Raw genomic sequence first — 18,098 nt, forward strand, 5'->3', positions numbered from 1 at the left:
TATTGACGGCTTGCTTACCAATTTTGGGTAGGGTTAAGCGGTGAATATCATGGCCGAATCTGCTCGTTCCGCTGCCTCCGAATCGGCAAGCACCCCGTCCGCGCCGGTGGGCGCGCGGCCGCGTTCGGCGGTGAGCGCGGGCGTCGGCATCGTCGGCCTCGCGGGTCTGGTGAGCTATTTGCTTATCGCGCGTTTCGCGCCCGACATCGCGGCGTTCCTTGGTATCGACTGGGGCAATCGCGGCGCCATGAACGGCCCCAATTCGGCGATTGCGAGCGTGCTCGCGTGCGGATTGCCGATGGTGCTGTGGTCGGTCTTCGTCGACAAGGTACACCGCAATCCGTCGACCGGAATCGACTGGGAACTGCGCCGTCCGTGGCGCGAGACGCTCGACATCAGCCTGACCAAGCTCGCCGGAATGTGGGCGACATGGGGGCTGATCGCGCTGATCTATGCGACGATGCGCTATTATTGGGAGGGCAATTACGCCTTTTCGATGAATCTTCTCGAGACGGTCGCGCCATGGCTGCTGCTCGCGTCGGTAGCCTATATGCTGTGGCTCGACCGCCGCATGATCGAACCGCGCGACGGCTGCTGGCAATTCGGCCGCTGGCTGATTGCGCCGGGGCAACCGGTCGACGGCCGTGCGATCGGCCATCACCTGCGCGCCTGGGCGGTGAAGGGGTTTTTCACCGCCTTCATGCTGTCGATCGTGCCGGGGAATTTCTCGTCGCTGGTGACGGTGCCGATGAGCGAGGTGCTCGCCAACCCCTATATGACCGGCATCTGGGCGATCAATTTCCTCTATCTGGTCGACGTCCATATCGCGACGGTCGGCTATATCCTGACGTTGAAACCGCTCGACGCGCATATCCGTACCGCCAATCCCTATGGCATGGCGTGGGTCGCCGCGCTCGTCTGCTACCCGCCCTTCATCCTGATGAACGGTGGCCCGCTCGACTATCAGGTTAATGGATCCGACTGGGGCTATTGGTTGCAGGGAGATGAGGGCCTGCTGATCGCCTGGGGTATTGTGCTGGTGCTGCTCACCGCGGTCTACAGCTGGGCGACGATGGCGTTCGGCATCCGCTTTTCGAACCTGACGCACCGCGGCGTGATTACGCATGGCCCGTATAAATATACGCGCCATCCGGCCTATATTTCGAAGAATATGAGCTGGTGGGTCGGCTCGCTGCCGTTCCTCGTCACCGCGGGCGGCTGGGTCGAAGCGGCGCGCAACGTCATCCTGCTGGGGCTGGTCAGCGGCGTCTATTACTGGCGCGCGAAGACCGAGGAAAAGCATCTCCTCGCGGATCCGGCCTATGTCGCTTACTGGAACTGGGCGCAGGACCATGCGCTGGTTCCGCGCTTCTTTGCGAAACTCAGCGGACGAAGGCGCCCGCTGATCCGCCTCGAACCCGACGAGCGCGTCGGGCCGGTGGCCTGATCCGCGCGGGGAACATGTCCCCGCGCGGCCAGATTTGCATCAGAATTTGACGCTCGCTTCGATCCCGTAGATGCGGGGTTCGTTGACGTAGCTGGTCAGATTGTTGAAATCGATGCCGCCGGTCGGCGACGCGTCGTTGGTGATGTTGCGCACGAAGCCCGCAAAGTCGAAGCGGTCGGTCTTATAACCGAGGCGAACACCGCCCTCGAGCAGCTTGTCGTCCGAAAATTCGACCGAGCGGTAGAGGAAGAACTGGATCTTCGAGCGGTAATACCAGTCGGTGAAGGCATAGATGGCGCCGTCGCCGACGGGGACTTCATAGCCTGCGGTCCAGTTGAGCGTGAACTTCGGCGACTGCGGCAGCTGGTTGCCGTCGATCGAGAAGATCCCCGGGCTGCCCGGACGTGCGGGGTCGAGCACGGTGCAAGGCGTCGCCGAGCCGCAGCCTGCGACAAAGGCGTTGGCATCGTCGATCTTGGCGACGTTCCACGCACCGCCGATCGAGAAGGTCAGGCCCTTCGCCGGCGCTGCCTGCAGTTCGGCTTCGATGCCATGGCCCTTGGCGTCGACATTGAGCAGGCTCGCGACGTTCGACGTGCCGCCGACTGCGGTGAGTTGGAGATCCTTGGTGTCGAAGAAATAGCCGGTCAGGTTGAAACGGACGCGGTTGTCGAGGAAGTTGGTCTTGATCCCCGCTTCATACGACATCGTCTCTTCCTGATCGGCGGTCGAGATGACGCGCGAGAAGGTCAGGCGGCCCTGCACCGAAGGCGCGCGATAGCCTCGCGCGACGCGGGCATAGAGCGTCACTGCGTCCGACGCCTCATAGGTCGCGCTGGCGTCCCACGTCAGCAGCTTGCCCTTGACCTTGGCGGCCTGTGGGGGGACCGGCGTGTTCGGATCGACGACGAAGATCGGGCGCGTTTCGACAGGGCGCGACGCGACGAAATTACGCGTGTCATGGTTGTAGCGCGCGCCGGCCTGCAGTTTGAAGCCATTGTCGAACTCGTAGTTGACCGAGCCGAAGAGGCCGTAAGCTTCGCTATCCTGACGCTGGATCGCGATCGCCGACGGGGTCGCGTCGGTCGGGCCGCCGAACTCGAAGCTCGAAATGTCGAGCTTTTCGTCGAAGTAGAAGGCGCCGAACTGGTAACCGAGCCCGCCGTTGTTGTTCGACGCGATGCGGATTTCCTGCGTGAACTGGTCGAGGCTGGGGACATTGTCCTGGCTCTGCGCCGAGAACGGAATTAGGCCCGGCCCACTAACGGGCGCGAACTGGTTGCCGAAGCCACCGTCGATATCGCCGCGGCTGCGGAAATTGCCGTTCCAATAGGAGGTGATCGAGTAAGCGGTCACCGGCCCGAAATCATATTCGAGGTTCAGCCCGGCGTTATAGGTGTTGAGCTTCTGGAAGTTCAGCCCGTCCTGATAGACTTCGTCGCGCTTGAACTTGGTGCCCGCACCGCCGAGGCCGACGAGCTTGTTGCTGCCCGGAAGCTGTGTATTGGCGCGGAAGATGATCGCCGAACCGTCATAGATGCGGACCTGCCCGGTCACGCGGCCGGTGAAGGGGCCATTTTCATACTGGAGCTGGAGGCGAGCGGCGATGTCGTCATAGCCGCCGAGATCCTTGCTCTTGGTCGTCGCGATATTGTCGACCCAATTGTCGCGATGCTGGAAGAGGGTCGAGAGGCGGACCGAGAAGCCATTGTCGTCGGCGGCACCCGCCGCAACCTCAACCTGCGTCGTGCCATAGCGACCATAGCTGGCGCGCGCATAGCCGCCGGTCTTGCCGGGCTTGACGGTGTCGAACTTGACGATGCCCGCCGGCGTGTTGCGGCCGAACAGGGTGCCTTGGGGCCCGCGGAGGACTTCGACGCGGTCGAGATCGAAGATCGGGAAGCCCTTGAGGATCGGGTTTTCGAGGACGACGTCGTCATAGACGAGGCTGACCGGCTGCGAAGCATTGAGATCGAAGTCGGTGTTGCCGAGCCCGCGGATATAAAAGCGCGGGAAGGTACGGCCGAACGAGCTTTCGATGTTCAGGCTGGGGACGCGGCCCGCAAGCACGCGAACGTCCGAGCCAGTCGAGGTGATCGCATCGAGCGTATTGCCCGACAGCACCGAGACGGCGACCGGCACGTCCTGCAGGCTTTCTTCGCGGCGCTGCGCGGTAACAACGATGTCGCCGAGGCCGCTGTCTTCAGCGACGGGTGCGGTGTCCTGCGCTGCGGCGGGGGCGGCCCAGGCCGACGTGGCGAGGGCAATGCTTATAGCAATAGTGGAAGGAAAGTGGCGCATGGCGAGCTTCCTGAAACAGAGTTGATGATGGGAGAGCGGAAAAACCAAAGGCTCTTTGGCTTTCCGCGCGCGCGCAATCAATCGCCGAAGCGCACACCGCCGACGTTCATGTCAGCAGTGTTGCGCATTTGCTGCACTTTTGCGGCGCGTGGCCCGTCAGAAACTGAGTTCGTCGTAGATCTTCGAAAGGTCGCCGCCCCATGCACCTTCATAAAGGTCGAGCAGGTCGTGTGCGGGCGACTTGCCGGTCTTGGCGATACGGCGCAGCGGTTCGAGGAAGCCGACCTCATTGTCGCCCATCGAATTGACTTCGCCGCGCGCGGCAAGACCCGCGGCCGCGATGTCGAGGACGCGGTGTGCGAGTTCGCCCACGGTGCCGCCGCCGGGGGCGGGGGCGTCGAGACCTTCGCTGGGGACGGCGTCGCGGAGCGTCTGTTGCTCCTCGATGCTCCAGCCCTTGACCAGATCCCAGGCGGCGTCGAGCGCGCCCTGATCGTAAAGAAGGCCGACCCACAGGGCAGGGAGCGCGCAGATGCGGTTCCACGGGCCGCCGTCGGCGCCGCGCATTTCGAGGAAGCTCTTCAAACGCACTTCGGGGAAAGCGGTCGAAAGATGGTCGTTCCAGTCGGAGAGGCGCGGCTTCTCGCCGGGTAGCGCGGGCAGTTCGCCCTTCAGGAAGTCGCGGAAGCTCTGGCCCGCGGCATCGATATATTTGCCGTCGCGGAAGACGAAATACATCGGGACGTCGAGCATATAGTCGACATAGCGTTCGTAACCGAACCCATCTTCGAACACGAAAGGCAACATGCCGGTGCGTGCGGGGTCGGTGTCGGTCCAGATATGGCTGCGGTACGACATATAGCCGTTCGGCTTGCCCTCGGTGAACGGCGAGGAGGCGAAGAGCGCGGTCGCGAGCGGCTGCAGCGCGAGCGATACGCGGAATTTCTGCACCATGTCGGCCTCGGACGAATAGTCGAGGTTGGTCTGGATCGTGCAGGTGCGCAGCATCATGTCGAGGCCCATCGTGCCGACGCGCGGCATATGCTCAAGCATGATCTTGTAGCGGCCCTTGGGCATGATCGGCAGTTCGGCGCGCGTCTTGTCAGGCCACATGCCGAGCCCGAGGAAGCCGAGGCCAAGTTCGGCGCCGACTTCTTTCACCTGTTTGAGGTGCCGGCCGGTTTCGGCGCAGGTCTGGTGGAGGTTTTCGAGCGGCGCGCCCGACAGTTCGAGCTGGCCCGCAGGTTCAAGGCTGACGGTGCCGTCGCTGCCGGCCAAAGCAATCACCTTGCCGCCCTCGATCACCGGTTCCCAGCCGAAGCGGGTGAGCGCCATCAACAGGTCGTGGATGCCGCCGGGCTCGTCATAGGAGGGTGCACGATGGTCGGCGGTGCGATAGACGAATTTCTCATGCTCGGTGCCGATGCGCCAGCGGTCCTTGGGCTTTTCGCCCTGGATCATGGGGCCGGCGAGCTGGTCGCGGCTTTCGACGATGGGATCGTTGCTGTCCGAGGCGGTGCGCGTGCTCATATCGCGCCATTATACGGTTCGGTACAGAAAGCAATCGGCTGTTGATAGCGCCCTATTTGACGCGTGCGCGCAGGTTGATCGTGAAGCTCGATCCGGGGGTCATCGCGCCCTTCGGCCGGACACGGACATGGGTGATGGCGGCATCGACGCCATCGGCGTCGGCGGTGGGGGCGTAGGTCCAGCTGGCGCCGCCATTGTTCGAAAATTCGAGATCGTCGGCACTGCTCGAGAGGCTGGTAAAGCCATAGGTCAGTCCGCTTCCCCCCGGCGCGAAGAGGATTGGTCCGGGACCGGGCGCGTAAGTGCCGACGAACAGGTCGAGGTTCGCGGGGATCGCATCGGTAACGATCAGGCTGCCCGTCGTCGGGGCGGTGCCCGATGGGGCGGTGACCGTCAGGCTGTAGTTGGCGAAGCTGCCGGGGATCAGCTTGGGGTTGGTAAGGCCGTTCACCGGGTCGCTATAGGCGAGCGAGGTTTTCGCGATCGAAAGCGGCACGATATAGGTGTTGGTGAAGGTGCAGACGATCGCCGTATCGGCGGGCGCGACGGTCAGCACATTGCCCGCGAGTGCGGCCGAATTGCCGGTGCAGGCGAGCGCTTGCGCATAGTTGGCGGCGTTGCCGACGGTGAAGCTCTCGCTGAGGGCCGCGCTCTCGGCGGCATAGACGGTGACCGCGGCATTGGTGTCGGTCTCGTTCGCGCTGTTCGCGACCGAGGCGAGGCTGGCATTGTTGATAAGCCCGCTTGTCGCAACGGTGACGGCGTTGGCGATCTGCGCGTTGACCCAAGTCTTGCGCACCACGAGCGTCGCCGACTTGCGGCTGTTCGTCCATGTGCAGGTCAGCGAGGTGCCCGACGGCATGACGACGGTGCGGCTGAGCCCGCTGCCCGAGGTCGCGATGACGGCGTTGTCGCTGTTGCGGCGGCATTCGAGATTGCTGTTGTAGTTCGCCGCCGCGCCCGCCGAATAGGTTTCGGTCAGCGTCAGCGTGCTGCCGGGGGTCGCGACCGCGGTCGCGTTGGTCGCCGTACCGCCGACGGTCGACGATCCGGCGGTCGGGAGGAGGCCGCCGGCGATCGAGAGGCCGACGGCGTCACCCGTAATCGCGTTCGACCAGTTTTTGGCGAGGACGACGGGCGAGTCATTGTCGGTGATCGTATAGGTGCTGGCCGTGCGCGCCGCGCCGCCGCAGCTTGTCGTGCTCGATACGGTGTAGCCGGTGCCGCCCGCCAGCGCGATCTGGATTGTCTCGCTGCCCTCGGTCGCGGTGTCGTCGATGATCTGGATGCCCAGCGGTATCGCGGTGTTCTGATAGGAGCCGGCGGGGATGGTGACGGTGAAATTCGCCCCGCCGCCCGGCGTCGTATAGTCGGTGCCGCGCGTTGCGGTACCGCCCGTGATGCTGACATTGACCGTCCGCGCAGTGAACAATGTCCCGTTCACGGTCAGCGTCGGCAGATTGGCGGTCGCGATCGATTCGACCCCCGATGCGCTGGCCGTCGACAGCTCGACGAAGGGGTTGAGCGTGATGCGGATGTCATCAAGAAAATTGCCGTAGCTGCCCGCGTCGGCCGTGATGAACTGGACGCGCTGCACGCCCGATGCGCCGCTATAGGTGGCGGTGCCGGTGTTGACGTTCCAGACATTGTTGATCGTTGAGGCCTGTGTCGCGAGATTCTGGATCAGCGTCCCGGTGCTGCTGGCGATCTGGAAACGCGCGGTCTGCGTCGCCGCGCCGCCCGAGCGCGCGCGGTGCGCGAAGGTCCAGCCGATCGATTCGCCGCTCACCATGCAGATATTCTGGTACAGCGCGCCGGGGACGTTCGCGTTCATTTCGGCGAAGACCGACCCGGCATAGGCGGGCACGCCTTGAAAGCCTGTGTCCCACAGCTCGATCTCGCCTGACGCCGAATCCCAGCCGGTGACCGATCCGTTCGAATAAATCTCGTAATTCGCGGCGCCGGGCCCCTGCGGATCGTTCGATTCGAACGACGGGTTCACGATGACGCGCTGCGCCGCGGCCGGCGGGGCGATCGCGAGCGACGCGGCGACGGCGAGCGCGCAAAGCTGCGCGAGATGGCCCGGACGAACGCGCATCAATTGACCGTCACGTCGAACGCGATCGCCATTGCCGCCGCTGGCGTCAGTGTCGACGTCGTGGCGGCGATGGTCGTGCCCGCGATCGATGCGCCGAAGGGATCGCTTTCGTCGGCACCGATCGCATTATCATCCTCGATCGTCGTCGCGCCCGCGCAACTGGTGCCGCTACGCAGCGAGCCCGGAACAAAGGTCGTGTTCGCGGGCAGGGCGTCGGCGATCGCGATACCCGTCGCGGTGCCGCTGCCATTGTTGGTGACGAGGATGCAATAGCGCATCGTCGCCCCCGGGATCGCCTTTGGATCGGTGGTGCCGTTGAAGGGGTCGCCGACGACGCTGCTGGTCTTGGCGACCGTCAGATTGGTCGTGGGGCGGCAGAATGTGATGTCGTGGATCGCCATGCCCTGCTGGCCGGGGTTGGCGGGGGCGAGGCTGTGGCTGCCATATTCGATCCTGATAGTGTCGACCGGGGTCGAAAAGGTCACGATGACCGTGCCGTCGGCGCTGGTGTCGGCGGACAGGACATCGCCATAGGCGCTGTTCCCGATGATATAATTGGCCACGCCATTGGTCAGGACCGGATAGACGGTCGACCCGTTATATGTTCCGGTGACCGTGACGCGATCGGCGAACTGCGCGGCGTTGTAATCGACGTCGAGCAGCCGGAACTGCGCGCCCGGCACCGCCGTCGGCAGCGTGATCGTCGAGGTGACGGTCCCCGTCTGACTGGTGAAATCGACGAGCTGGAAAATCGAATATTGTGCCGGCGAGATCCCGCCGGTCACGACATTCTGCCGCGTCGGCGACTGGCCGCCATAGGTTGCGTTGCTGAGAAAGGCCCCGCCGCTGATCGCGATGTTGAAGCTCGTCGTGCCGATCGCGGTCAGCGACTGGCTGCCGCTGGTGGTTCCGGCCGGCCAGCTGACATTGTCCCAGTCGTGGATCGTCGTTCCGACCGGACAGACGAGCGTCGGCGGGGTGCCCGCTACGCGCGCGCCGGATACGGTGAAGGTCGCGCTGTCATAATCATCCTCGCCCGCGGCGCCATTGCCGGCGGTCGAATCGAAGTCGAACGCCGACGAGGCGCTGACCTCGGCGACATTGGTGATGCTCGCCCCCGCGGTCGCTGTGACGGTGCCGGTGATCGTCAGCGTTCGCGTCGTCCCCGGTGGGATGCTGCCGACCGTCCACACGCCGGTCGCGCTGTTGTAGCTGCCGAACCCCGAGGCGCCGGTGAAGGCGAACCCCGCGGGCAGTAAGTCCTGTACCATCACGCCGGTCGCGGTCAGCGCCGAGCCACTCGCGTTGGTCACGCTCAATATATAATTGATGCTGGCGCCCGACGCGGGCGATGCGTTGCTCACCGACTTGGTCAGCGACAGGTCGGCCGACGGCGTGATCGGAACGGTGGTGAGCGTCAGGTCGGTGCGCGTGAAATTGCCGCTGTCGCCGTTCAGCGAATCGCAGATGGTCAGCTGCCACGTCCCGGCCGACCCCTGGCCGTTGAAGCTGGCAAGCGAACCCTCGGGGCGGAATGTCCGCTGATAGGGCGGGGCGGCAGCGGTGTTGTCGTTGCTTGTGTGGGTCGAAATGCTTGCGGCGGCACTGTCGTCGAACAGCACGTTCAGATTGTCCGCGGACGTGCCGACATTGGTGATCAGGTTGACCACCGTCCCGGCGGGCGACACCAGCGTCGCGCGCACGTCGCCGCGATATGTGTGCGTGAATTGCACCCCGATATTGACGTCGGTGACCTGCGCATTGGCGGCGACGGTGAAGCTTCGCACCATCGGAGCGGTGCAGGTGGCCGCGGTTTCGTTGATCGTGCCGGTGGCCGTGCTGCTGTAATTGGTTGTGGTCTGTGCGGCGGCGGGATTGCTGGCAAGCGTCAACGCCAGCCAAACGAGCATGAGACATACTCGCACAGACTGCAAACACTGGCCCCCACGCCAGCGGTATCGGCTCTGGTCCCGCCGTTGCATGGCGCCGCTATGGCCCGCCCATAGCTAATATCCGGTTAAAATCGGTAACTTGGCATCAATTCTGTTCGGCGGCGGGACAGAATCGGCGTGTCTGCTATTCGGCCGGCCAGTCGCCATGCTGCGCCATCCACACGCCGATCGCGGCGATGGCGGCGGTTTCGGCGCGCAGGATGCGCGGGCCGAGTGCGATCCGGTGGACGGCGGCGTGCGCGATCAGCATGTCGCGCTCTCTTTCGGTAAAGCCGCCCTCGGGGCCGGTCAGGATCGCGGCGGGGCCGGGCGCGTCGACCTTGGCTAGCGAAACGCCGCCGGCCTCGTCGGCGAACAGCAGGCCGCGCTCCGTCGGCCAGTCTTTCAGGAGCTGGGGCAATTTGACGGGCTCGGCGAGCGTGGGCAGCGCGGTGCGCCCGCATTGTTCGCACGCCTCGACGATCTGCGCCTCGAGCCGTTCGCGCTTGACGCGCTCGACGATCGTGCGTTCGGTGATGACAGGCTGCAGGCGGGCGATACCGAGTTCGGTCGCCTTTTCGATGATCCAGTCGAGCCGCGCCTTTTTGACCGGGGCAAAGCACAGCCAGAGGTCGGGAACGCGCTCGATCGTCTTCGTCTGTCGCTCGACACGCAGCGTGAGCGTGCGTTTCGCAGCATCGGCCACCACCGCGAGCCATTCGCCGCTGACATTGTCGAAAAGGAGGATCGGGTCGCCGGCCCTCAGTCGCATGACGTTGAGCAGATAATGCGCCGCGGCGCCGTCGATCACGGGGGCGGCATCGGGGCCCAGCGGCACATCGACGAACAGGCGGGGCGTACTGGCAGGCGGCCAGGCAGGAGTCGCGGGCATATGCGGCCGATAACAGAAGGCGATATTTTGTGCATCTTTTGCCGCGAGCCGCAGCTCCTTGTCCCGATACGGGTCAAAAAGGCCGATCCGGACCGGTCTCCCCGCCCCCGATTAGCCTTTTGGTAAGCAGTTCCCCCCTAGGTGCGAGGATACCAGCGGGCCATCTAGTGGGGGGCGTCGCCGGTCGAAGAGGGGTTTAGGCCATGCGAGGGACCGTATTCAGCCGGCTGCGGCTCGGCACCACAAAGCTTTTGCGCGACCAGCGCGGCAACGCTTTCATGCTGACTGCCGCCGCGATCGTGCCGGTGATCGGCATCGTCGGATCGGCGGTCGATATCGGCCGCGCCTATATGACGCAATTGCGCCTGCAGCAGGCCTGCGACTCGGGTGTGCTCGCGGGACGGCGCGCGATGGCGAACGGAACCTATAGCGACGCGGCGAAGGCCGAGGCGTCGAAGATGTTCAATTTTAACTTTCCCGAACAAAAATATGGCAGCACCGCGATCAGCTTTTCCAGCCGGTCGGTCAACGCGTCGGACGTCGAAGCGAGCGCATCAGCGATCCTTCCGACCGCGCTGATGTTTATTTTCGGCAAGGACGAGTTCCGCCTGGCGGCCAATTGCACCGCAAAGCTCGAAATTTCGAACGTCGATGTGATGATGGTGCTCGACGTCACCGGATCGATGGCAAGCAAGGCCGTCTCCACCGACAAGCAGACCAAGATTGTGGCGCTGCGCGCCGCGGCGGTCGACTTTTTCGACACGCTGACCAGCGCCGATATCGGCGATGGCCGCCTGCGCTTCGGCGTTGTTCCGTATAGTTCGTCGGTCAATGTCGGCCAGATCCTGATCGCCAAAAATTCAGACTGGATCGCGAACAGCGACCTGCTGCCGTCGCGCACCCCGGTGTTCAAATATGTGAATCCGGAGACGACGACCGGAACGGATTATGTCGAAAGCGCTCAGACCACCGACGCGAGTTGGACGAACGACGGCACGGTTACGGCCAAGGACAAAAAGACATGTGAAGGGTTTGCAAAGCCCGCCGATACGTCGCCATCGCCCGATGGGTCGCCGAACTTCAATCAGACGGCACGCTATGAGGACGGTCACGGCAAGCGGACGACCACCTATAACCAGGTGCAGAAATATGTTTATCGCACCTATCAATATAGCTGGTCGTCCAGCAAATGTCGTCTTCAATACAAGAATGTGCGCTTCACGCGTACCTATGTGACGACGACCGTCGATTATAAGAGCGACATCTTCGACAATAAATATATCTATGAAGACCGCAACTTCGACGTCACCGCGCTGAAGACCGGGGGCAATCTCGATACCGATACGGCTGATAGCGGACAATCCTATTCGGCGTCGTGGGGCGGATGCATCATCGAACGTGCGACAATGCCGTTTGCCGCGAACGAAACCGCGCCGTCGGATGCGTATGACATGGACATCGACATGGTGCCCACCACCTCGGGCGACGATGCCGTCGATACGCAGTGGAAAATGTTCCTGCCAGCGGTGACCTTCCCACGCAATCAGCAGGCGGTCTCCAGCTCCGACAGCGCCGACAAGAATAATTTTGTCGAAATGGGCGGCGATTATGCCGCATGCCCCGCTGCCGCGAAGAATCTGACCACGATGACGTCGGACGATCTCGACGATTTCACCGACTATATCGCGACGCTGCAGCCCAAGGGCTATACCTATCATGACGCCGGCATGGCGTGGGGTGCGCGGTTTATTTCGCCGACCGGTCTTTTCGCCACCGAAAATGCACTGCCCGCCAACGGCCGGCCGGTCAGCCGTCATATCGTCTTCATGACCGACGGCGAGATGGTTACGCCGCGCGCCAACCTGTCGCACCAGGGGCACGAACGTTCGATGGCGCGCATCGGCGCGTCGAGCGACGACAATGCCGTCGCGCGGCACAACAACCGCTTCGTGCAATTGTGCCGGGCGGCGCGTGCGCGCGGCGTCACCATCTGGGTCGTGTCGTTCGGTGTGGGTACCAACACCAATTTGAACAGCTGCGCCTCGTCGGGGCAGGCTTTCGAAGCCGATAACGCCGAGCAGCTCAACGAACAGTTCCAGGCGATCGCGCGTCAGATTTCCAAGCTGAGGCTGTCGCAATGATCCGCGCACTCTTCCGCCGCCTGCGCCGTAACAAGCGCGGCGCGGCGATGGTCGAATTCGCGCTGACCGCCCCGGTCTTCCTGCTCATCCTGCTCGGGATATTCGACTATTGCTGGCAGATGTACGCGCAGCAGGTTCTGCAGGGCGCGGTCGCCAAGGCCGGTCGCGACGCGACGCTCGAGGCGCATTCGCTCGACCAGCAGGCACTCGACGAGGCGGTCGAGACGCAAGTGAAGAAGGTGTTCAAGGACGCCACGGTGACCTTCAACCGGCGTACCTTCGATGACTTCAGCGATATCAAACCGCTGCGCTGGGAAGACCGGAACGGCAATCATGAGCAGGATCCCTCGCCCATCGATTGCTGGGAGGATGGCGGCCGGCAGGGCAATGGCGGCGCCGACGACGTCGTCCAATATACGGCGTCGATGAAGTTCGACCGCGTCCTACCCGTGTGGCGGATGCTGGGCCAGCCGCAATCCAAGACCCTCACTGCCACGACCCTGCTGCGCAACCAGCCGTTCGCGGTCGGCGGCGACGTCATACCGGAGGAATGCGGATGAGCCTCTTGTCCAACCTCCATCGCCGCGCGCGTGCTACGGCGCGCCGGCTGGCGCACAATGTTCGCGCCGCGGTGCTACTCGAAATGGCCTTTGCCATTCCCTTTCTCGTGCTCGTCGGTTTCGGCGGGCTGGAGATCGCCAATCTGACGCTGACTCACACGCGCATCAGCCAGCTCGCGCTCAACACCGCGGATAATGCGGCGCGGATCGCGGCGGGCAGCAATCTGACGCTGCCGGAGATTCGCGAGGTCGACATCAACGAGGTGTTTGCGGGTGCCGAACGGCAGGCCGCCAGTCTCAACCTGCGGAGCAACGGCCGCATCATTCTCTCGAGCCTCGAGCGCAATGCGACGAACGGCCAGACGATCAAGTGGCAGCGCTGCTTTGGCGACATGCGCGTTCCCTCGGCCTTCGGGGTCGAAGGCACCGGTAAGAACGACAATAATTTCCAGGGCATGGGGCCGGTCGGTCGCGAAGTGAAAGCAGCGGCTGGAACGGCGGTGATGTTCGTCGAAATCACCTATGAATATCAGCCGCTTCTCTATGGCAAGGTGCTGGGCGACAGGACGATCCACACGACCGCCGCCTATAATGTTCGCGAAGCGCGCGACCTTTCGGGGGTCAAGGCTCCCGGCACCAAGGCTAGCTGCACCTGACGCCGGATTCGCGTCGGCGTTGATCGGGCATTTATTCGCGGCATCGGGGCTGCTATCGGCGGCGCATCGATGACTGCCACCCATCCTCCCGATAGCCAGCTCAGCGGATTCGTCGCGCTGTTGCCCTCTGCGGCGCGCCCCTATGCGCTGCTCGCGCGGTTCGACCGGCCGATCGGCTGGTGGCTGCTCTATTGGCCGTGCGCCTGGGCGCTCGCGCTTGGTGGCGGCGCGGTCAGCCACTGGCCGCTGTTCCTGTGGTTGCTCGCCGGCGCGATCGCGATGCGCGGGGCGGGCTGCGTCTATAACGACATCGTCGATCGCGACCTCGACGCGAAAGTGGCGCGGACGGCTTCGCGGCCGGTCGCGAGCGGGGCGGTGTCGGTGCGCAACGCCTTGCTGTGGACATTATTCTTGTCGCTCGTCGGCCTGCTCGTGCTGCTGCAATTGCCGCGCCCGGCGCAGATCGTCGCGCTTGGCAGCCTGATCCTCGTCGCCGGTTATCCCTTTATGAAGCGGATCACCTGGTGGCCGCAGGCGTGGCTCGGCCTCGTCTTCAGCTGGGGCGCCCTCGTCGCATGGGTTGCCGTCGGCGGGCAGGACGGTGTTGCGCTGCCCTTGCTCTATGTCGGCTGTATCGCGTGGGTGATCGGGTATGACACCATCTATGCGTTGCAGGATATCGAGGACGATATGCTGATCGGCGTGAAATCGAGCGCGCGCGCAATGGGACGCCATGTGAAGGGCGGCGTGGCGCTATGCTATGCGGTCGCGCTTGGATGCTGGGGCGGGGCGCTGTGGGCGGTGCGGCCCGATCCGCTGGTGTTGATCGCGCTGTTGCCCGCCGCAGTGCATCTGACGGGGCAGGTCGTGACGCTCGACCCGGCGAATGGCGAGGATGCGTTGGCGAAGTTCCGCAGCAATCGTTTCGCGGGCCTGCTGGTCTTTGCCGCGATGCTGGTCGTGGGAATGGCGCCCTAGGGCTATTCCGCCGCGAGCAGTTCCTCGGCGCCGCCGAGGTCGACCGATACGAGGCGCGACACGCCGCGCTCGATCATCGTCACGCCGAACAGGCGGTGCATGCGCGCCATCGTCACTGCATTGTGGGTGACGATCAGATAGCGCGTATTGGTTTCGCGGCTCATCCGGTCGAGCAGGTCGCAGAAACGCTCGATATTGGCGTCGTCGAGCGGCGCGTCGACCTCGTCGAGGACGCAGATCGGTGCGGGGTTGGTGAGGAATAGCCCAAAGATGAGCGCGACGGCTGTCAGCGCCTGTTCGCCGCCCGAAAGCAGGGTCAGTGTGCCGAGACGCTTGCCCGGCGGCTGGGCCATGATTTCGAGACCGGCTTCGAGCGGATCGTCGGAATCGACGAGTTCGAGATGCGCCTGCCCGCCGTTGAACAAGGTCGTGAACAGTCGCTGGAAATGACCGTTCACCGCCTCGAAGGCCGCGAGCAGCCGCGCGCGGCCTTCGCGGTTGAGGCTGCCGATCGATCCGCGGAGGCGGTTCACCGCCTGCGTCAATTCCTCGATCTCGGCGGCGTTTTTTTCGCGCTCGGTATCGAGTTCGACCAGTTCGTCGGCGGCGACGAGATTCACCGGACCGAGCCGCTCGCGGTCCGATATCAACCGGTCATGCTGCGACGATTCGGCGTTCGCGTCGCCGACGCTCGCGCTCTCGAACCCGGCCTTTTGCGGCAATAGTGGCGGCGGACATTCGAAACGCTCGCCCGACAGGCGCCCCATCTCGATACGGCGAAGCTCGGCATTTTCGGATCGGGCGACCGCTCCCGCGCGGGTTTCTCGCGCGGCGGCAACGCGCTCGCGGATGGCGTTCAGTGCGGTTTCGGCCTCGCGCAATGCCGCCTCGGCGGCGCGTTCCTGCGCTTCGGCGGCGGCGACCTTTTCGCGTAGCGCCGCCTGCTGCGCCTCGGCCTCGATGCGTTGTTCGGCGAGCTTTGCCGGGGCGTCGGCCAGCTTCGCGGCTTCGGCGGCAAGCGCATCGGCGCGCTTGTCCATTTCGGTGACGCGGCGTGCTGCCTCGCCCGCGCGCGCCTTCCAGCTCTTGATCTCGGCGCTCACCACCGCTTGTCGTTCGCTGAGCGATGCGAGCGTGCGTTCATGCGCGGCGAGCGCGTCCCGGGCGGCATTGGCGTCGGTGCGGGCGCGATCGGCCGCCTGCTCCTCGGCTTCGAGCGCGGCGCGAGCGATGCTGTCGTCGGGCAGCGCGGCGAGTGCGGCTTCCTGCGCCGAGAGCGTTTCGGCGGCTTCCTTCGCCGCGTCGGCGATCTCGGCGAGGCGGCGATCGAACAGCGCCGCAGCGTCGCGGTGGCGATCGAGCGCCGCCTGCGCCTGATCGGCGGCGCGGAGCGCCGTGCGGCGGCCTTCGTCGGCTGCGGCCAGTGCCTTGCGTGCCGCAGCTGCGGCCTGGGTCAGTTCCGACGCCTTCGCGGCGGCGGCGTCGCGGCGGTCGCGCAGCTCCTGTACGCCAAGCTCGACCTGCGGGCGCTGCGCCGCGAGTTCGTCGAGGCGGTTCTGGCGTTGCAACCTTTCGGTCGCGGTCGGGCCATCGCCGCGGGTTACAAAGCCGTCCCAGCGGCGCATCACGCCATCGGTGGTGACGAGGCGCTGACCGACCGCGAGCGGCTGGCCTTCGTCGCTTTTCGCAACCGCGACTTGTTCCAGGCGGCGGGCGAGCGCGGCGGGGGCCTTCACATATTCGGCGAGCGCTTTGGTGCCGGCGGGAAGTGCCGGGTCGCCCTTCGCCGCAGCGGCACCGCCCCAGCTGCGCGCCGCGTCCCGGTCGGTGCCGGCGTTCAGATCATCGCCGAGCGCAGCGGCGAGCGCCGCCTCGTAACCCGGGGCGACGCGGAGCTGGTCGAGGATGCGATCGTCGTCGCTGCGCGCGGCGGCGAGCGCGCGCTCGAGCGTCGACGCCTCGCCTTCGAGTGCGGCGAGCGCCGCGCGCGCTTCGGCAAGGCCCGCTTCGGCGCTCGCGAGGTCTGCGGCCGTCGCTTCGCGGTCGGCTTCTGCGCCGTGCAATGCGCCTTCGGCGGCGGCGATCGCCGCCTCGGCCGCGTCGGCAGTTTTTACGCTTTCTGCCTGTCTGGCGGCGAGCGCGGCGCTGTCGCCGAGCGCCGCGATTTCGGCATCGACGCGGGCCTTGTCGCCCGCAACGCGGCGCACGGCGGCTTCCGCACTGTCGCGGGCGGAAACCGCGATGCGCCGGTCGGCCGCTTCGCTCGCGGCCTTCGCGCGCGCCTGCGCCAATGCGACCTCGGCATCGCGAAGGCGGGCCTGCGCTGCGAGATTGGCTTCGGCAAGGGCAGTCTTTCCGGCGTCGTGTCCGGCGATGTCCTGCGCGAGGGATTTGGTTTCGGTGTCGAGTGCGGTCAGCGCGGCATGCGCCTCGCGCGCCAGTTCGCCTTCGTGGTTGCGGTCGTCGGCGAGCCGGGCTTGCTGTTTCGCAAGATCCTCGAGCCGCTGGAGAGCCGCGCGCTCTTCGCCCTGTAGCCGGACCTGCGTTGCAGTCGCTTCGGCGAGCGCGTCGCGCTGCGCCTGTGCATCGCTGCGTGCCGCGGCGACGCGCGTCGCGACTTCGGTCTGGGCCTTCGATATGATTTCGAGTTCGTCCTGCGCGGTCTTCACCGCGGCCTCGGCGGCGTCGGAGTCGCGGCGTGCCTGATCGGCGGCGGCGGCGGCGTCGCGCCAGCGCGCATAGATCAGCCGTCCCTCGGCAATGCGGATGTCGTCGCTGAGCTTCTTGTATTTCTCCGCCGCGCGCGCCTGCCGGCGCAGCGCATTGGCACGCACCTCCATGTCCGCGACGATTTCGGACAGGCGCGTGAGGTTGGTCTCGGTCGCGCGCAGCTTCTGCTCGGCGTCCTTGCGGCGGACGTGCAGGCCTGCGATGCCAGCAGCTTCTTCGAGCATCGCACGGCGGTCGGTGGGCTTGGCGGCGATGACGTTCGCGATCTTGCCCTGGCTGACGAGCGCGGGGCTGTGTGCGCCGGTCGCGGCATCGGCGAAGATCAGCGCCACATCCTTCGCGCGCACGTCGCGGCCGTTGGCACGGTACGCCGAACCCGCGCCGCGTTCGATACGGCGGATGACTTCCAGATCGTCGCCGTCGCTCGAGTCCGACAGGCCGGCGACGAGTGCGCCCTCGGTATCGCAATGGAGCGCGACCTCGGCAAAATCGCGCGCCGGGCGCGACGAGGTGCCGGCGAAGATGACATCCTCCATCCCGCCGCCGCGCATCGACTTGGCGCTGGATTCGCCCATCACCCAGCGGATCGCCTCAAGCAGGTTCGACTTGCCGCAGCCATTGGGGCCGACGACGCCGGTCAGCCCGGGTTCGATGCGCAGTTCGGTGGGTTCGACGAAGGATTTGAAACCGGTAAGGCGCAGCCGCTTTATCTGCACGGGATCCCCCCGTGCAGCTCAGCGAATCGGAGCTGGTGCAACCTTGTCGTCACATATCCCCCATGCAGCCGTCATGCCGCGCGGCGGGGGGAGTCGCAAGGGGGGTAAGGTTAACTCA

Annotated in this window: 11 protein-coding genes; 5 read left to right on the top strand and 6 right to left on the bottom strand. The window is 65.0% G+C overall.

The features are described 5' to 3' along the window. Positions 1-49: 49 nt before the first annotated feature. Entirely contained in the window at positions 50-1,447 is a 1,398-nt protein-coding gene (locus tag BLW56_RS09350) for a methyltransferase family protein (RefSeq protein WP_093510889.1), read from the top strand. A gap of 39 nt (positions 1,448-1,486) precedes the next feature. On the opposite strand, the gene BLW56_RS09355 is transcribed toward BLW56_RS09350, so the two are convergent. The 5 genes from BLW56_RS09355 to BLW56_RS09375 form a co-directional block, all read right to left on the bottom strand. Then, the gene (locus tag BLW56_RS09355) at positions 1,487-3,748 is read right to left on the bottom strand and encodes a TonB-dependent receptor (protein ID WP_093510244.1); all 2,262 of its coding nucleotides are present in this window, start codon (positions 3,746-3,748) and stop codon (positions 1,487-1,489) included. A gap of 156 nt (positions 3,749-3,904) precedes the next feature. Continuing rightward, a complete protein-coding gene (locus BLW56_RS09360) occupies positions 3,905-5,278 on the bottom strand; it encodes a glutamate--cysteine ligase (protein ID WP_093510245.1) in 1,374 nt (457 codons plus the stop codon). A gap of 52 nt (positions 5,279-5,330) precedes the next feature. Beyond that, positions 5,331-7,376: a hypothetical protein gene (locus BLW56_RS09365; RefSeq protein ID WP_093510246.1), complete on the bottom strand. Its 2,046-nt coding sequence runs from the start codon at positions 7,374-7,376 to the stop codon at positions 5,331-5,333. Next, a complete protein-coding gene (locus BLW56_RS09370; protein ID WP_177175896.1) occupies positions 7,376-9,286 on the bottom strand; it encodes a proprotein convertase P-domain-containing protein in 1,911 nt (636 codons plus the stop codon). The genes BLW56_RS09365 and BLW56_RS09370 overlap by 1 nt, the downstream gene beginning before the upstream one ends. A 166-nt stretch (positions 9,287-9,452) precedes the next feature. Then, positions 9,453-10,199 carry a 16S rRNA (uracil(1498)-N(3))-methyltransferase gene (locus BLW56_RS09375; protein ID WP_093510248.1) on the bottom strand — a complete coding sequence of 249 codons (747 nt, stop codon included), beginning with the start codon at positions 10,197-10,199 and terminating at the stop codon, positions 9,453-9,455. 203 nt (positions 10,200-10,402) lie between these two features. On the opposite strand from BLW56_RS09375, the gene BLW56_RS09380 reads away from it, so the two are divergent. The 4 genes from BLW56_RS09380 to ubiA all read left to right on the top strand — a co-directional run bounded on the left by BLW56_RS09380 (position 10,403) and on the right by ubiA (position 14,534). Further along, positions 10,403-12,340 (top strand): TadE/TadG family type IV pilus assembly protein, encoded by a 1,938-nt coding sequence (locus BLW56_RS09380; RefSeq protein ID WP_093510249.1) that lies wholly within the window; start codon positions 10,403-10,405, stop codon positions 12,338-12,340. Beyond that, positions 12,337-12,900, top strand: a complete 564-nt coding sequence (locus tag BLW56_RS09385) for a TadE/TadG family type IV pilus assembly protein (RefSeq protein WP_093510250.1) — start codon at positions 12,337-12,339, stop codon at positions 12,898-12,900. The genes BLW56_RS09380 and BLW56_RS09385 overlap by 4 nt, the downstream gene beginning before the upstream one ends. Beyond that, entirely contained in the window at positions 12,897-13,556 is a 660-nt protein-coding gene (locus BLW56_RS09390; RefSeq protein WP_093510251.1) for a TadE/TadG family type IV pilus assembly protein, read from the top strand. Before BLW56_RS09385 ends, BLW56_RS09390 begins: the two co-directional genes overlap by 4 nt. A 69-nt stretch (positions 13,557-13,625) precedes the next feature. Further along, complete coding sequence (ubiA, locus tag BLW56_RS09395) at positions 13,626-14,534, top strand: 4-hydroxybenzoate octaprenyltransferase (protein ID WP_093510252.1); 909 nt, start codon at positions 13,626-13,628, stop codon at positions 14,532-14,534. A gap of 2 nt (positions 14,535-14,536) precedes the next feature. Here ubiA and smc read toward each other — a convergent pair whose 3' ends face one another. Further along, a complete protein-coding gene (smc, locus tag BLW56_RS09400; RefSeq protein ID WP_093510253.1) occupies positions 14,537-17,980 on the bottom strand; it encodes a chromosome segregation protein SMC in 3,444 nt (1,147 codons plus the stop codon). Between the last annotated feature and the right edge of the window lie 118 nt (positions 17,981-18,098).

This window comes from Sphingopyxis sp. YR583, assembly GCF_900108295.1.
GTDB lineage: Bacteria > Pseudomonadota > Alphaproteobacteria > Sphingomonadales > Sphingomonadaceae > Sphingopyxis.

What these genes read in the sequence shown, in the direction of transcription:
- BLW56_RS09385 (WP_093510250.1), top strand. Translation starts at nt 12,337, where the DNA reads ATGATCCGCGCACTCTTCCGCCGCCTGCGCCGTAACAAGCGCGGCGCG.
- ubiA (WP_093510252.1), top strand. Translation starts at nt 13,626, where the DNA reads ATGACTGCCACCCATCCTCCCGATAGCCAGCTCAGCGGATTCGTCGCG.
- BLW56_RS09380 (WP_093510249.1), top strand. Translation starts at nt 10,403, where the DNA reads ATGCGAGGGACCGTATTCAGCCGGCTGCGGCTCGGCACCACAAAGCTT.
- BLW56_RS09360 (WP_093510245.1), bottom strand. Translation starts at nt 5,278, where the DNA reads ATGAGCACGCGCACCGCCTCGGACAGCAACGATCCCATCGTCGAAAGC.
- BLW56_RS09350 (WP_093510889.1), top strand. Translation starts at nt 50, where the DNA reads ATGGCCGAATCTGCTCGTTCCGCTGCCTCCGAATCGGCAAGCACCCCG.
- BLW56_RS09365 (WP_093510246.1), bottom strand. Translation starts at nt 7,376, where the DNA reads ATGCGCGTTCGTCCGGGCCATCTCGCGCAGCTTTGCGCGCTCGCCGTC.
- BLW56_RS09390 (WP_093510251.1), top strand. Translation starts at nt 12,897, where the DNA reads ATGAGCCTCTTGTCCAACCTCCATCGCCGCGCGCGTGCTACGGCGCGC.
- BLW56_RS09375 (WP_093510248.1), bottom strand. Translation starts at nt 10,199, where the DNA reads ATGCCCGCGACTCCTGCCTGGCCGCCTGCCAGTACGCCCCGCCTGTTC.
- BLW56_RS09370 (WP_177175896.1), bottom strand. Translation starts at nt 9,286, where the DNA reads ATGCTCGTTTGGCTGGCGTTGACGCTTGCCAGCAATCCCGCCGCCGCA.
- BLW56_RS09355 (WP_093510244.1), bottom strand. Translation starts at nt 3,748, where the DNA reads ATGCGCCACTTTCCTTCCACTATTGCTATAAGCATTGCCCTCGCCACG.